Raw genomic sequence first — 15,630 nt, 5'->3', positions numbered from 1 at the left:
CATAGTTCCTAAGTCTAAAATTATAAAAAGAAAACTTCAAATATTATGGGTATGAGAGGAGGAAAATAGAGTAGCACTTAGAATGGTCTAAAGACTTTAATTTAAGGAGGGTTGCCATGTTAGGATGGGCGCTCACTTTTTTGATTATTGCATTAATTGCCGCTGCATTTGGATTTGGTGGTATTGCATCCACAGCAGCAAGTATTGCAAAAATATTATTTTTCATATTCCTAGTAGTGTTTGTTGTCTTACTCATCATGGGGTTAATTGGTCGAGGACCACCGCCACCCGTTTAATTGTAGAGACAACAGTTGACTACCCAGGCTCCTTATATGCTAAGGATAATAACATTTACAGGAGCCCTGGTAGGATGTTTTTAACCTCTGTATGTAACGTATTAAACGGAAAAGAAAAGACGATAAAGTTTTTTTTTGACATGCCGTTAAAGGGATTACCAGTGAAATAATTGGGATCATCATGAAAAAGTTAATCATAATTTTAACAATAATGATGGTTACATCACTGCCAGTAGCTTGGTCCTACTCTAGATACGGAGAAACCCTCTGTAATCAACCTGACTTCTTCTGCATGACAATCAAGTTCGGTCAAACTTGGAGCAATTTATTTCCCCAAAGCGAAGCAAGAGATATCGTCAAACGCATCAACCGTATGAATATTCGTCTTCGACCAGGTATGGTTATAGCCATTCCTAAGAATCTTGACCGCATAACCATCTACGACGTTTCACCCTTCCCACGATATATTGAATCAGGTGGTGAGAAAACCATTTATATTAGTCAAGATAAATTAGCCTGGGGGGCTTATGATGAGGATGGTGAACTATTATGGTGGGGACCAATCTCATCGGGAGCTGATCGCTGCCCTGGAGTAATTGGTGGCTGCTCTACCCCCACCGGGTCTTACCGTATTATCCGCAAACAAGACATTGACTGTATTTCTACAGCTTTCCCACGGCGAGCTGATGGCGATAATGGTGGCGCCGAAATGCCTTTTTGTATGCATTTCTTTCGAGGATATGCTTTACATGGAAGCGAAGACGTACCAGGGTATCGTGCCAGTCATGGTTGTATACGCTTATTTACAGAAGACGCACGATGGCTAAACGAGGAGTTTGTTGATATTCCTGGTGGGGGAATAAAGGGAACAAGAGTGATCATTGGCGCTGTAAATGATATCCCTTTGCATGGTTCAGCGTCACAAATGAATTAAGCCATGAAATATCCGAAAAGAAAATTGTTAAATAAAACAAGCAATAAATTACGTCTCATCCATTTAGGGATTGACCCGACACGTGAATACATTGTCTATCTGCATCCCGATTGTTCTGTAAGTAAAAAGGAAGGATTCGAGGCTGATAGCCAAGTCTTGGTAGCTAACCATAATCGCTCCATTATTGCCACCTTGCACTTCATTCACTCTGATCTATTAGCAAAAGATGAGGTCAGTCTATCTGCAGAGGCTTGGAAACAATTAGCCAGCGAGGAAGGGGATTTCATTGAGCTAACACACCCCAAACCAGTGAGCTCCTTAAAGTACATTAGAGGAAAAATGTTTGGTGAAGAATTAAATGAATCACAAATCAATGAAGTTGTTTTCGATATTGCTTCTGGTAAATACACAAAAGTCCATTTAGCGAGTTTTATCACAGCTTGCGCTCAAAATAATTTTAATGAGCACGAAATACTTTATTTAACTCAGGCATTTATCCAAACGGGTACGCGTCTGCAATGGGATGATCCCATCATCGTAGATAAACACAGTGTGGGCGGTATACCTGGCAACTGTATAAGTCCAATTGTAGTCTCCATCGTCGCTGCGTCTGGTCTTATGATCCCCAAAACGTCTTCACGGGCTATTACCTCGCCGGCAGGCACAGCAGATGTAGCAGAAACAGTAACTCGAGTTGATTTATCAGCGTCAGAGATTAAGCGTGTCGTTAACAAAGAAGGGGGCTGTATGGCCTGGGGAAGCGCATTAGGTTTTAGTGTGGCTGACGATAGACTTATTCACATCGAAAGAATGCTTAGGATTGACCCAATAGGGCCCATGGTGGCATCGGTGTTATCCAAAAAAATTGGGATTGGGGCAACACATGTTGTCATTGATATCCCGGTCGGGCCAACAGCAAAAATCCGCTCTGATTCTACCTTTGAGTTAATTGAGCGTTATTTTGCTTTTGTAGCAAAGATGCTGGGGCTGCAAGTATATGTTATTAAAACGGATGGTAACCAGCCGATAGGTAAAGGAATTGGGCCGGCACTGGAAATGAAAGATATTTTGGCAATTCTGAATAATGAGAAAAATCTTCATCTCGATTTAAAAAATAAAGCCCTACAGTTTGCATCGATTCTGTTAGAAGCAGGAGGAATTGAAGAAGGTAACGGCATATTAGAAGCCAAGGTACTATTAGAAAGTGGCAAGGCACTGCAGAAATTTATGGCCATCTGTGAGGCGCAAGGAGGTTTTCACGAACCACCTACTGCAGATTACACTTATGATATTGTGGCAAATCAAGCGGGTAGAATAGAATTCATAAATAACCGCGAACTTTCTCTCATAGCCAAACTGGCAGGCGCTCCTCAGCATCCAGCGGCAGGAGTAGAATTCTTAGTGCAAAAAAATAGTGACGTGCAAAAAAACCAACCTATCTATCGTATTCACGCTGAAACCAAAGGAGAATTGGACTATGCAGTTCCATATGCCAAGAGTGTGCCCGTTGTTACATGGGCTTAAACGTCATCAAATAAAATACAATCACAAGACTGATAAAAGCCGGCCATCCTAGGCAAAACCAATATCTAAAATAGCGAAAATAAAGTGGGGGAAGTGCGGATTGATCTTTCACTGCTTTAATTGTTAAATCACGCATTTTTATTTGTAAATAAACAACAGGAAACCAACAAAATGCTGCGATGAGATAGCCTATGATGGAACCCCATATCCATAATGATGACCATGAATATCCTGCAAGGTAAACCATCAGAAAACCAGTCATGGGTTGAATAACGCCGGAGGTGGTTGTGAAAATCCAATCAGCGAAAACGACATAACGAGAAGTTGTTGCAATGATATACACATCGCGAGTTCGATGAGCAAATAGCATGTTACATGCTGTGCCAAGACCGGTTCCAAATAAGATGGTTGAACTGATAACGTGAATTAATTTTAAACAGAGGTAAAGCATTAGCTAGCTGACCCTATATTTCTAAGCATGTATAAAGAGTACCATAGTAATAAAATCAAGTAGCTCTTTATAGGGGGTGTGAGTAAAACTGCGGTTTTTAAATTTAAGGTTTTATTCTCAATAATTCTCGACGTCCCGCGGCTTGACCGCGGGGCCTCGGCAAAAAAACCGCACTTTTAATCGCATCCTATTGTGTAAGTCATTATCGTAATATGAATATGATCAAACGTGTATTAATCATTGGTGGTTATGGGAATTTTGGGCGGTTTATCGCAAGGCGACTCGCAGCAGAAGCGAATATTCAATTAATTATCGCAGGTCGTCATATTCAGAAGGCTGAATTACTTTGCAAACAATTAGCCGCGCATAATCCAGCAGAGTTCGCGCTCATTGATATACACCATCAACTAGAAGCGAACCTTAGCAAAATCAATCCTGACATTGTTATTCATACATCGGGACCCTATCAGCATCAAGATTATCATGTAGCTCAAGCCTGTATTAATCAAGGTTGTCATTACATTGATTTATCAGATGCACGTGATTTTGTTGTTGGAATTTCGCAACTAAACCTTGCCGCCCAAGCAAAAAACGTGTTGATTTGCTCAGGTGCAAGTTCAGTGCCTTGTCTTGCCAATGCAATTATTAACCACTATCAACCTCAGTTTGAAAAAATCACTGGTCTTGATTATGCTATTGCAACTGCTCAACGAACGAACACTGGGCTCGCAACCACATCTGCCGGGCTAAGTTATGCAGGCAAACCTCTCTTAACGCTACGCCATGGTAAAGAAGAAATTGTTTATGGTTGGCAAAATTTAAGGATGCGCAAGTTCTGGGGACTCGGTTTGCGCTTCCTAGGGAATTGTGACATTCCTGATTTGGCTTTATTTCCAGAGCGTTATCCAACTTTATTAAATATCCGGTTTCAAGCAGGATTGGAACTTAAACTTTTACATCTCATTTTATGGACACTTTCTGGATTGGTTAAATACAGGTTGTTTCCTAATTTACAACATTTCGCACCTTTAATGCTAAAAATTTCACATTACTTTGACCTATTTGGTAAAGACGATAGTGGTTTTTACATGGAAATAGAAGGTCTGGATAAAACCGGCAAATTAACGCGTAGAACGTTTGAAATTCTTGCTCGGCATGGTGATGGCCTATATATTCCTTGCGTACCTGCAATTATTCTCAGTAAAAAACTTGCAAATAAAACAATGAACATCGTCGGTGCTATGCCCTGTCTTGATCTAATTAGACTTGATGAATACTTAGCTGAGCTTAAAAACTTCAGTATCCAATGGCGGGAAAGTTAGGTGATATCATGCTAGCGAAAATCCGTTTTGCGATAGCAATGAAAAGACTGTTTGTTGAAGTGTGTCATTCCCGCCCTACGCGGGAATGACACACTTTGGTAATTGATATTGCAATGACTAGCTGAAACAAGTCGGATTCATTTGAGCGGCATGACAATCCTTGATAAATAACAGGATGCCACTATCTGGAGCACAATCTTTTGGACTATTGCTACTTTTATCAGCAATATCCACGGAAGCACCAGCCGCTATAAGCATTTTAATCATTGCTCTATCGCCATTTTTTACAGCCTTATGCAGCGCAGTTTGCCCATCTTTATCCTGAAGATCTAAAGAAGCACCCGCTTTTACCAATGCACGTGCGCAATCCAAATTTTTGCTCGAAACAGCCCAATGCAGTGCTGAACGCCCATAAGTGGGATCTGTTTTATTCAGATCCGAGCTTGACATCGATTTAATCAATACCTTGAGTTCAAATAAACGTCCCCAAGTAGCCGCTCTTCTTAAGGCTTGATCATGAACTGGGCTGCCCATTTCACCTGATTTACGTAAAGATGCACAAACGGTAGCGAGTTGAACATGATCGTTCGTTTTTCGTGAACCACCTATAAAAGTTAGAAGTCTTGTTGCGATCTTTCCACTTGCTTGCTCAATAATCGTTAGGTTGGTACTAATTAATCTTGAGCTTATTGAAGATAATTGTAATAGATCACGGGTTCGTTCCATCTTGTCTTTGCTAAGCGGTTTGTTTGCAAAAAGCAAGTCAGATAGATCGATAATCATCTGAGGCATTGCTCCGAATAAGGAACTATCACTTGAAACGATTGATTTTACTGCGATTAAATAAGCCGCCACAAATTCAGTATTGTTAGACATATCTTGATAATAAGTGAGCTTACTATCTCTCATCGCTTCAAGGGTACTCGTAACCCCTGTTGATAAAACCAATGATCCTGTCGCGTTGGCTACCATTTTACGCATCACAGGATTGGGTAATGATGCATGATACTCAATTTGCGGTAGAGATGTTTTGGAGGTAACCAATGTCATGTCGTGCTCGTAAGCGTACTTAATTTCATACTTATTACTACTGAAATTTCCGACGAGGACATATTGGTCATGACCACTTAACTTAATATATTGGGCAATCAATTTGTAATCTTTAGAACTATCTACGGCAGCAAGATACATAAAGCCATAGTCGCTTTTTGGTAGCGTTGAAAGCTTCGCCATTTCCGAGCTGGATAAAGTAGGCAAATCTTCTGCTTTGGTAATTGTTGGTAAACCCAACCGCTCTGAACCAAGCCCAGCACTGCCGATCAGTGTATCGTCTGCATTAAAAGGCTCATAGACTCCTGGTTGCTCTTTCTGAGCTTGCATACGATATAGCGTCTGCATAAATACATCTGAAAAAGCCTGCTGGTTCACATTCCCCACAAACAAGAATTTACTATCAGGAGAAAGAACTCGTTTAACAAGATCTCCTGCTGAGTGTTTACAGCGATTGGCATCAATAAAAGCGATAACTGTATTTTCAACAGCATCAAATGTTTCTAAGGAAGACAGTCCAATACTGGTTCCCTCAACTGTAACTCGCCCATCCACAGCAGCCCCATACATACTTTCAAATCGGGGTATTCCATCAAGTGCACTTACTAAAACGACATCAATATCGTGTATCGACTGCTTTTCCAGCTCGCGAATAATGTCTTTCGCGATATTGCCAGCAAAAGCAAAATCGCCTTTAGCAGTAGGATTATGACAATTAGCATGAATAAGAATAACTTTTCCCATAAAAATACTCTCTAATTGATTAACGGACGATAAAATTTTAAAGAATCAATATTAACAAAATATTAACAAGTTGATTTTTTTTTATCTTTCGTGAATTAGTAATTCGCTAATTTTTCTGCCCTTTAGAAGAGCAAGATGCCAAATAACGCCAGCAAAAGAATTACCGATGGTGATTGAAATGTCATAAGAAGAGAGGACAGATAGTCGTCATCGCGGAAATTAAATTTTACATACTTATCGTCACCCTCCGCGAAAGCGGAGGGGTCCAGAAGAGCCTTGCCAATACTGGATCTCTTGCTTTAGCGGAGGATGACGTAATTACAAAGCGGAAGTAACGTAATTACAAAGAAGGTGTATTGTCTGACCGAAGGATGAAGCCTTTTGTTATTGGCAAATTAAAAAATTAAAGCTCGAGTTTAAGGGAAGAAAGAAAACTGTCTACTTCTTTTGGTGATAATTCCATAAAACGTCCACGTCCAAGCGCTCGGGGCATGGTTAGTTTTCCATAGCGAATGCGGATCAGACGGCTTACCTCGATGCCTTGGGATTGCCAGAGTCTTCGTACCTCTCGATTTCGCCCTTCTGTAAGTACAACGTGATACCAGGAGTTAGTACCTTCGCCGCCGCGAAATTCAATGCGTTTAAATTGGGCAAACCCATCTTCCAATTCGATCCCTTTTAACATTGCGCTCAATGCAGCTTGTGTCACTTGCCCATGAACACGAACCGCATATTCCCTTTCCAAGCCAAATTTAGGGTGCATCAGTCGATTGGCTAGCTCACCATTATTCGTAAAAATTAATAAACCAGATGTATTAATATCTAAACGGCCCACTTGGATCCAACGACCACGTTTTAGACAGGGTAAATGGTCAAATACCGTTTTATTGTGTTTGGGATCTCTGCGACTGGAAATTTCTCCTACTGGTTTATGGTAAACCAAGATTCTGGTATTGTCTTGATGCTTTAATGGATTAGCTATCAACCGCCCCCGCACACTAATTTTATCCTGAGGACCAGCCACATCTCCTAATTTTGCTACCACACCATTGATTTGGATCAATCCTGACTCGATCCAACGTTCCATTTCTCTTCTTGAACCAAGCCCCGCCTGACTTAAAATCTTTTGCAATCTTTCCTTCATTCTTCTATACACTCTTGTACTAAAGCCGGTTCAGTGAACACCATTAACGACTCATTCATTTCCGTCGGTGATGGTAGGTCACTAAGACCTTGTAAATTAAAATAATCGAGGAAAATCTTGGTTGTCGCGTACACGGCTGGCTTGCCAGGAACTTCACGATGTCCAGCTATTTTTATCCATTCTCTTTCAAGTAATGTCTTTAAAATAGAGCTACTCACAGAGACCCCACGAATATCTTCAATATCAGCACGAGTAACGGGTTGCCGATAAGCAATAATAGCCAACGTCTCTAACAAGGCTCGAGAATACTTAGCCGGTTTTTCAACAGATAAGCGATTTATCCAACTACTATATTCTACCCTTGTTTGAAAGCGATAACCACTCGCTAGACATTTCAACTCAATGGCATGAGTTTCATAATCCGCGGCGAGTTGCAGCAAGGCTGTGCGTAATTGTTGCAGACTGGGTCTTTCCCATTCTTCAAATGCTGCTTGTAATTTCTCGACTGATAAAGGTTCATTGGCGTGCATAAGCAAAGCCTCGACAATTCGTTTTATTTGCATGTCATCCATCATCATGCACTGCCTGTAAATGAATCGTTTTAAATGGATTTACTTGTGTTATGACTAGCAATGATTGTCTGGCTAATTCAAGAATAGCCAATAAAGTAACAGCTAGCCCCATACGCCCTTCTCCCCGTTTAAATAATTGCTCAAAGGGTATTGTTCTCTCCTTACGTATCCTGTCAAGGACCGTTGTCATACGGTCTCTGACTGATAATGGTTCTCGCATAATCTGATGGTGACTTAAATGGCTCTGGCGTTGTAATAAATCTCGCATGATATTAACTATCAATGACAATTCCACATCTGGGTAGACAATCGTTTGTTCATTTTTTTCTAAGAAGAGAACAACAGGGAAAATGTCTCGTTCGCATCGCGTCAAATCATCCAATAACATCGCTGCATGTTTAATTTGTTCGTAGGCCTGCAGTTTTTCTACAAGTGCTAATCGAGGATCCTCTTCAATGTCTTCTTCTCCCTGCGGATAAGAAGGTAAGAGTAGACGTGATTTTATCTCAGCAAGCATGGCGGCCATAAGCAAATATTCTGCAGCTAATTCGAGTCGGTGTTTTTCCATCAAGTGGATATACTGCATGTATTGCTGAGTAATGAGCGCGATAGGAATATCTAATATATCGATATTTTGTCGTCGAATAAGATAAAGTAATAAATCCAGTGGCCCTGAAAAAGAATCTAGCAGAACCTCTAGTGCATCTGGTGGAATAAATAAATCAGCCGGCACTTCTGTGAATGGTTGACCGGCAACCACCGCTACCACAAAAGCAGAGTCAGCTTCCATGTGCATGGTCATTTAATAATCCAAACCCATCGCTTCTCGAACATCACTCATGGTTTTGTTCGCTTCTTCTCTGGCTGACTCGCTTCCCTCAGCGACTATTCGCTTAACAGAACCAAGGTCCGCCTCATATTCTTTGATTGCCGCTTGAATGGGTTGTAACTCCTGTTGAATCGCATCAATAACAGGACGTTTACAATCAACACAGCCTATCCCTGCGGTACGGCATCCAGTCTGTGCCCAATCTTTAACGGATTCTGAGGAATAAATTTTGTGTAATTGCCAAAGTGGGCACCTATCTGGCTCACCTGGATCAGTACGTTTAACCCGTGCAGGATCAGTTGGCATGGTCAAGATTTTTTTCTCAACCTGTGTTAAATCCTCACGCAAGCTGATGGTGTTATTATATGATTTCGACATTTTTTGGCCATCAGTGCCTGGCATTTTAGAGGTTTCGGTAAGCATAGGTTGAGGTTCGGGAAGGATTATTTTTCCTGTACCATCTAAATAACCTAGTAATCTCTCTTTGTCTCCTATAGAGAGATTGTGTTGGTTAGTCAATAGGGCCTTCGCTGTGTTTAACGATTCGTGGTCACCATCTTGCTGAAATTGTCTGCGTAGTTCACTGTACAGCTGGCTGTTTTTCTTACCCATTTTTTTAATCGCTTCAAAGGCTAGCATTTCAAAATTGGGTTCACGACCGTAAATATAATTAAAACGTCTGGCAATTTCTCGGGTAAGTTCAATATGCGGAACTTGGTCTTCACCGACGGGGACATAATCCGCTTTATAAAGCAAGACATCAGCACTTTGCAGTAAAGGATAGCCTAAAAAACCAAACGTCGATAAATCCTTATCGTGCAATTTTTCTTGCTGGTCCTTATAGCTCGGAACACGTTCCAGCCATCCTAAAGGCGTTATCATGGACAATAAGAGATGCAATTCTGCGTGCTCAGGAACCCAAGATTGAATAAAGATTTTGGATAAGTTGGGATTGATTCCACAAGCAAGCCAATCAACGACCATATCCCATAAAATTTGCTCAATAAAACCAGGTTCATCATAGCGGGTAGTTAAACCATGCCAATCAGCAACAAAGAAATAACAATCATATTGATGTTGCAATTTTATCCAATTTTGGATCACACCGTGATAATGACCTAGATGTAAACGACCACTGGCTCGCATACCTGAGACTACGCGCTTACTCACATTAAATATAGCTGACATCAAAATCCTTCATTCTATCTTAAAAATTATCTAAAAGGTTCTGGATCACCTTTGCCTTCACGAATGATTACCGGATAATCACCAGTAAGATCCACAACCGTGGTTGGCTCATGGCCGCAATTACCACCATCAATGATCAAATCAATTTGCTCGCCCAATAAATCTCTAATCGCTGCAGGCTCACTTAGAGGAGCTGTTGCTCCAGGTAAAATTAACGTTGTGCTCATCAAAGGAGCATCCAAGCATTCTAACAAAGCTAAGGTGATACTGTTATCCGGGACCCTTAATCCCAATGTTTTACGTTTTGGATGAAGCATTAACCTCGGTACTTCATGAGTAGCATTTAAAATGAATGTATAGGAACCGGGAGTAAATGCCTTGAGTAGGCGAAAAATGGAGTTTGATACCTTTGCGTAAGTTCCTAATTGAGACAAATCTTGACAAACCAAAGTCATGTTATGATTTTTATCCAGTTGTCGTAACCGTCTAATGCGTTCCAGTGCTGCTTTGTTTCCCAACTTGCATCCAAAGGCATAGCCTGAATCAGTTGGGTAAACAATCACCCCACCTTCTTCAATGATGTTTGCTGCTTGTCTTAATAAGCGCGCTTGCGGATTATCAGGATGAATTGCAAAGAACTGACTCATAAAGTCCCCTGTTATATGTTCCATAGATGCCAAATTGGCCTACAGTTTACCGGCAGTTGTGGCTGTCTTCCAATAGAAATACGCGAGAATATATCACCATGGTAATCAGACCCTGTAGATCCAAGAAGTTGAAAACGTTGGCAAAGTGAAGCCATCTCATCAATCTGTAAAGCCGTCATATCCCCCGAAATGACTTCAAGCCCCCTGCCACCAGCCTTTTTAAAATCGGTAATTAGCTCATAGAGTTTTGTTCGAGTCAAAGAATATTTCAATGGGTGAGCCAAAACAGCCTCGCCATTAGCCTCGGTTATTCCCTCCACTGCCTCTGTCAAACTTAGCCATGAGGTACGAACATAAGCCGGACGTCCTCTGCCTAAAAAGCGTTTAAAGGCTGTTTGCATATCAGACACTAGACCTTCATTAATCAACACTTGGGCAAAATGAGGCCTACCAACACGTTCATGGCCAGCAATATCACAGGCTTTATTATAAGCCTCCACCACTCCCCAGAGTTTCAGCTGTTCAGCAATTTGCCGGGCACGAATTGTCCTGTTTTGACTTTGTCTGTAGATTAAAGACTGCATACCCTTGTCTTCTGGACTGATATTTAAGCCAATGATATGAATATCATGTTTCTTCCAGCATGCACTTAGTTCGATGCCATCAATGATTTTAATAGGCAACGCACTTGCAGCCTTATGTAGCATCTCAAGACCATCGGTAGTATCATGATCTGTTAGAGCAAGCATTTTCACATTTGACTCAAAAGCCTTATTTAGAAGATCAGCAGGGCTAAGTGTCCCATCGGAAAAATTGCTGTGACAATGTAAATCTATCATAGGGTAGGAAACAATAAAGGAGCTATCAAACTACAATTCACAAACGAATACTTTGTATAGTATACACAATTACAGTAATTGTACGGATTATTCTCAGATTTTCCAAGTTTGATATGCGTGTAGGCTGGGTCTTGGCCCAACAATTGTAAATCGTATCATTTTTAATGTTGGGCCAAGGCCCATAGCCGTCAGGCTAAGAGTTTAAAAGCACTCTCCTTCGCAGAAGTCAAAGGTCAAAAGAGGTTTCTTTTTTGAATCTTTGATAGCAAAGAGGGAGAGATTTTCATAGAAATCATTCAAGAAATGCTTTAATCGATAAGGAGACATGAGGGCGATAATCAATCCAGTAGCCTTGGAACTTAGTTGGTGACAGGCTTTATAAAAAGAGAGTTGTTTGCCTTCTATGTTGCGCATGGGATTGCATAGCAAAAACAAAAGCATCATTGCAATAAACTTACCATAGGTTTCAATAATCACTCGAGCAAACTTTTTAGTTTTGATAGAGTCAATATGCATTAAGGATTTACTTAATTTAAAGAGGAGTTCTACCTGCCATCGTAAAGCATACGTTTGATGAATTGCTTTATTATTGATTTGAGTTTCAGAGGTATTGGTAATATAAATAGACCAACTTTGTAAAGCCAACGATTCCTGGTTTGGTGTGGAACCACGGCGACGATGATCTTTTATAAGTCTTCTCCGCCTTTGCTCGGCAATGACTGGTGGTAATCGTTGAGCGACCAAGCGGACAGGAATTTTATGCGTTGCTCCCATAAGGACCTGCTGAGAAAAGAATGGTGCAGCATTCTCCAAGGTAACGAGTAAATCAAAAGGTTTCTTATCTTGTGTTAGAAGTTTAGTTCCGGTGAGCAAGCGGCTTATGAAGAAAGCGTTTTCTTCCATAATTTTCTTAAACGTGTTCAGTTTAAAATAACCTAAATCCATTAAATAAAGAGCTCCTTTTTCAATAGTATTAAAATAATTATCAAAGCCCTGATCGTTATCACAGCCCGAAGTTAGAGTAAGCTCTTTTATTTGTCCACCAAGATAATCAAACATCATTTGGATTTTCATAGCGGAACTGGATGCGGCTCCGCCACTGCCTTTAAAAAGCTCATTCAGCGCCTGATGTAAGGATATAGTACTGCTATCAATGATGTTAAGGCTACTAAATTGCTCCAATCCTTGGAGTTGAGGTAACTTTTTCATTTGAAAGTGCTTTAAACAGAATAATGAAAAGGCTTTAAGAAATCCGGCTGTTCGTTCGTTAAATCGCTCATGTAATGATTGTTTTTTGATATAAACTTTTTGCGTTTTTACCAATCCACAGAAAAGTTCCAAATTAAAATGTTCTGAAAAACAGAGCGTTATCAATGATTTTATAAAAACACTAGGTGTCAATTTTGAACGGCGTTTCTGAAAACCTGTTTCCTTTCCTATCCGATCCGCTTCATAAGTAAAAAATTTAAAGATTTCTTGAGGAATATTTGATAGGGTATCCAGCAGCATAGAGTCCCTTTTGGTTGTTTTCCTGGCGGGAAAAAATTTAAAAGGGTACTCTAGCTTTTTTTATTATTATTTCAATAAGTTAAACAAACAATTTCTTTCTTAGCCTGACGGCTATGGGCCAAGGCCCAACCTACCCCATTGTAAAAACCATAGGAAGGTTGTATAATTATTAACTGTTTAATCAGGTAGTTAGAATCTGAGCCCCTTCCTGTTTTAGCTTCTTGCATGAATAGGCTTGAACCTTGCGAAACATCAGATTTATGAACTATTCTTTAGTTATAAGCAACCAACTTTTTTATTTAAACATTGAGCAGTAAATTACAGAACGAAAAACTAAGTTATTCCCCCTTAAATTCGAGGCAATTGGCCAACTTATGTGGCGCCTTCCACGAAAACATTAAATTAATCGAATTATTTTTTAACATAAACATCAAGATTGGTCATGATGAAGTGATTTTATTCGGCAACGAGCATCCTGGTTTACTGAAAGCCAAGCACGTAATTAAACAACTATACAAGCTCGCAAATGAACCAATCCAAGTTGAAACAGTGAACTCATTCTTAGAAAATAAGGACCCACAAATTGTTATGTCCCAATCCATTAAATTGAGCCGTAAAACGATACTTCCGCGTAATAATAAACAAGCTGATTACCTCAATAGCATTAGTAAGTATGACATCACGTTTGCTATTGGCCCAGCAGGAACAGGTAAGACTTATCTCGCTGTATCTAAAGCGATTGAAGCTTTTGAGAAAGGAGAAGTTCAACGCCTGGTTTTTGTAAGACCAGCGGTGGAGGCTGGTGAGAAATTAGGTTTTCTCCCAGGCGATTTGGTAGAAAAAGTTCTGCCTTATTTACGCCCTATTTACGATGCCTTGTATGAAATGATAGGCTTTAAAGAAACACAAAAGCTGATTCAAACGGATGTCATTGAAGTGCTCCCTCTCGCCTTCATGCGAGGAAGAACATTAAATGAAGCGTTTATTATTCTTGATGAAGCACAAAATACAACCGTGCCTCAAATGAAAATGTTTCTAACGAGAATGGGTTTTAAATCTAAAACAGTTATTACGGGTGATGTCACTCAAATTGACCTACCTAAGGGAACAGAATCGGGCTTGGTCCATGCAGTCAAACTACTTGCTCATATTCCTGATATCAGCATCCATTATTTTACGAGTCGTGAAGTGGTTAGACACCCTTTGGTTTCACGCATCATTGACTCTTACGATACAGTAAAAAGGGATGAGAGCGAATGAGTTATCACATTGATGTACAATTCGCCTGTAAAGCGGCTATTCCTGTGGAGCGCAACCTTCTCATTAGCTGGGCACAATTACCACTGATTGAGCATATGGATGCAGCTGAGCTAACATTGCGGTTGGTGGATCAGGAGGAGATCAGGCAATTAAATCGCACCTACAGGAAAAAAGACAAGCCAACGAATGTGCTCGCATTTCCAAGTACTATTCCCGATAATATTGAGCTGGAGTACCCTTTACTTGGTGATGTAATCATTTGCCCTGCAATTTTAGAAAAGGAAAGTATCGAGCAAGACAAACCATTAAAAGAGCACTGGGCACATATTGTCGTTCACGGGATTTTACACTTACTAGGCTATGATCATATTGAGGAAAATGATGCAGAGATCATGCAAACCCTAGAAATACAGTTACTTAAAAAATTAGGTTTCGCTAACCCATATGAAACAGAGGACAACCAGGTTGAATAAAGAGGATGATAACGGTTCCTTATTTTCGCGTTTAAGACAGTTTTTACAGGTGGAACCGCAAAACAAAGAAGAATTGATTGACTTACTGCGTGATGCTCACATTCGCGCGTTGATCGATTCAGAAACGTTAAACATGATGGAAGGAGTGATTCAATTTGCACAAATGAGGGTCCGTGATATCATGTTACCCAAAAAGCAAATGACCTCTGTCCCACAAGATGCCGAATTAAAAGAGATTATTGACATTGTCACAAGTTCTGGCCACTCTCGCTTTCCAGTAACAGGTGATCATAAAGATGAAATAATTGGCATTCTGCATGCTAAAGATTTATTACGATTCCAGGTTAACCAACCCACGGAATTTGATTTGCATGACATTATTCGGCAAGCAACGTTCGTACCTGAAAGCAAACGATTGGATTTGTTACTCTCTGAATTCCGTAATAACCGTAATCACATGGCAATCGTTGTTGATGAATATGGTGCTGTTAGTGGCTTTGTGACTATAGAAGATATTATCGAGCAAATTATTGGTGATATCGAAGATGAATTCGACATTGATGAAGAAGCCTATATCAAAGCTCATGGCGATTCTTATTATATTGTCAAAGCCCATACACCAATTGAAGAGTTCAATGAGCAATTGCAAGCCAATTTCAGCGACGAATCGTATGATACGATTGGCGGTATTGTTATGGCAAATTTTGGTCATTTACCGCAACGAGGCGAAACAATTACAATAGATCAATTTGAATTTAAAGTTTTAAACGCGGATGCGAGAAGAATCAAATTACTAGGTTGTATGGATAAACGCGTAACACAAAGATAACCAGCAGACCCTAGAATGA

Annotated in this window: 16 protein-coding genes; 7 read left to right on the top strand and 9 right to left on the bottom strand. The window is 40.3% G+C overall.

The genetic code is table 11. The features are described 5' to 3' along the window. Positions 1 to 116 precede the first annotated feature (116 nt). The 3 genes from CKV79_RS05445 (at position 117) to CKV79_RS05435 (ending at position 2,754) form a co-directional block, all read left to right on the top strand. Positions 117 to 296 (top strand): DUF1328 domain-containing protein, encoded by a 180-nt coding sequence (locus CKV79_RS05445; protein ID WP_028374150.1) that lies wholly within the window; start codon positions 117 to 119, stop codon positions 294 to 296. Positions 297 to 507: 211 nt separating this feature from the next. Continuing rightward, positions 508 to 1,230, top strand: coding sequence for a L,D-transpeptidase (locus tag CKV79_RS05440; protein ID WP_231950241.1), 723 nt, complete (start codon positions 508 to 510; stop codon positions 1,228 to 1,230). 3 nt (positions 1,231 to 1,233) lie between these two features. Next, positions 1,234 to 2,754, top strand: a complete 1,521-nt coding sequence (locus tag CKV79_RS05435) for a thymidine phosphorylase family protein (protein WP_028374148.1) — start codon at positions 1,234 to 1,236, stop codon at positions 2,752 to 2,754. Here CKV79_RS05435 and CKV79_RS05430 read toward each other — a convergent pair. Continuing rightward, a complete protein-coding gene (locus CKV79_RS05430) occupies positions 2,741 to 3,205 on the bottom strand; it encodes a DUF2269 family protein (RefSeq protein ID WP_028374147.1) in 465 nt (154 codons plus the stop codon). The genes CKV79_RS05435 and CKV79_RS05430 overlap by 14 nt on opposite strands. A gap of 218 nt (positions 3,206 to 3,423) precedes the next feature. On the opposite strand from CKV79_RS05430, the gene CKV79_RS05425 reads away from it, so the two are divergent. Beyond that, the gene (locus tag CKV79_RS05425) at positions 3,424 to 4,527 is read left to right on the top strand and encodes a saccharopine dehydrogenase family protein (RefSeq protein WP_028374146.1); all 1,104 of its coding nucleotides are present in this window, start codon (positions 3,424 to 3,426) and stop codon (positions 4,525 to 4,527) included. Positions 4,528 to 4,644: 117 nt separating this feature from the next. Here CKV79_RS05425 and ankY read toward each other — a convergent pair whose 3' ends face one another. The 8 genes from ankY to CKV79_RS05385 form a co-directional block, all read right to left on the bottom strand. Further along, positions 4,645 to 6,321: a Dot/Icm T4SS effector AnkY/LegA9 gene (gene ankY, locus CKV79_RS05420; RefSeq protein WP_028374145.1), complete on the bottom strand. Its 1,677-nt coding sequence runs from the start codon at positions 6,319 to 6,321 to the stop codon at positions 4,645 to 4,647. 403 nt (positions 6,322 to 6,724) lie between these two features. Further along, complete coding sequence (rluB, locus tag CKV79_RS05415; protein WP_028374144.1) at positions 6,725 to 7,465, bottom strand: 23S rRNA pseudouridine(2605) synthase RluB; 741 nt, start codon at positions 7,463 to 7,465, stop codon at positions 6,725 to 6,727. Continuing rightward, positions 7,462 to 8,037, bottom strand: a complete 576-nt coding sequence (gene scpB, locus CKV79_RS05410) for an SMC-Scp complex subunit ScpB (protein ID WP_028374143.1) — start codon at positions 8,035 to 8,037, stop codon at positions 7,462 to 7,464. Before scpB ends, rluB begins: the two co-directional genes overlap by 4 nt. Then, positions 8,030 to 8,833 (bottom strand): segregation and condensation protein A, encoded by an 804-nt coding sequence (locus CKV79_RS05405; protein ID WP_028374142.1) that lies wholly within the window; start codon positions 8,831 to 8,833, stop codon positions 8,030 to 8,032. Before CKV79_RS05405 ends, scpB begins: the two co-directional genes overlap by 8 nt. A 6-nt stretch (positions 8,834 to 8,839) precedes the next feature. After that, on the bottom strand, positions 8,840 to 10,054 hold the full coding sequence (locus CKV79_RS05400) for a tryptophan--tRNA ligase (protein ID WP_028374141.1): 1,215 nt from the start codon (positions 10,052 to 10,054) through the stop codon (positions 8,840 to 8,842). Positions 10,055 to 10,080: 26 nt separating this feature from the next. Then, a complete protein-coding gene (locus CKV79_RS05395; RefSeq protein WP_028374140.1) occupies positions 10,081 to 10,701 on the bottom strand; it encodes an L-threonylcarbamoyladenylate synthase in 621 nt (206 codons plus the stop codon). 11 nt (positions 10,702 to 10,712) lie between these two features. After that, on the bottom strand, positions 10,713 to 11,540 hold the full coding sequence (locus CKV79_RS05390) for a PHP domain-containing protein (RefSeq protein ID WP_028374139.1): 828 nt from the start codon (positions 11,538 to 11,540) through the stop codon (positions 10,713 to 10,715). 201 nt (positions 11,541 to 11,741) lie between these two features. Continuing rightward, on the bottom strand, positions 11,742 to 13,049 hold the full coding sequence (locus CKV79_RS05385) for an IS4 family transposase (protein ID WP_095141691.1): 1,308 nt from the start codon (positions 13,047 to 13,049) through the stop codon (positions 11,742 to 11,744). 306 nt (positions 13,050 to 13,355) lie between these two features. Between CKV79_RS05385 and CKV79_RS05380 the strand changes: the two genes are divergently transcribed. Genes CKV79_RS05380 through CKV79_RS05370 form a run of 3 tightly spaced genes read left to right on the top strand, consistent with a single transcriptional unit; the run spans position 13,356 to position 15,611 of the window. Beyond that, on the top strand, positions 13,356 to 14,309 hold the full coding sequence (locus CKV79_RS05380; RefSeq protein ID WP_028373914.1) for a PhoH family protein: 954 nt from the start codon (positions 13,356 to 13,358) through the stop codon (positions 14,307 to 14,309). Continuing rightward, a complete protein-coding gene (gene ybeY / locus CKV79_RS05375; protein WP_028373913.1) occupies positions 14,306 to 14,782 on the top strand; it encodes an rRNA maturation RNase YbeY in 477 nt (158 codons plus the stop codon). Before CKV79_RS05380 ends, ybeY begins: the two co-directional genes overlap by 4 nt. Then, positions 14,775 to 15,611: an HlyC/CorC family transporter gene (locus CKV79_RS05370; RefSeq protein WP_028373912.1), complete on the top strand. Its 837-nt coding sequence runs from the start codon at positions 14,775 to 14,777 to the stop codon at positions 15,609 to 15,611. The genes ybeY and CKV79_RS05370 overlap by 8 nt, the downstream gene beginning before the upstream one ends. Positions 15,612 to 15,630: the final 19 nt, after the last annotated feature.

Source organism: Legionella lansingensis (assembly GCF_900187355.1).
GTDB lineage: Bacteria > Pseudomonadota > Gammaproteobacteria > Legionellales > Legionellaceae > Tatlockia > Tatlockia lansingensis.
The sequence above is the reverse complement of the archived record's forward strand: the minus strand, read 5'-3'. Positions and strand labels throughout refer to the sequence as shown.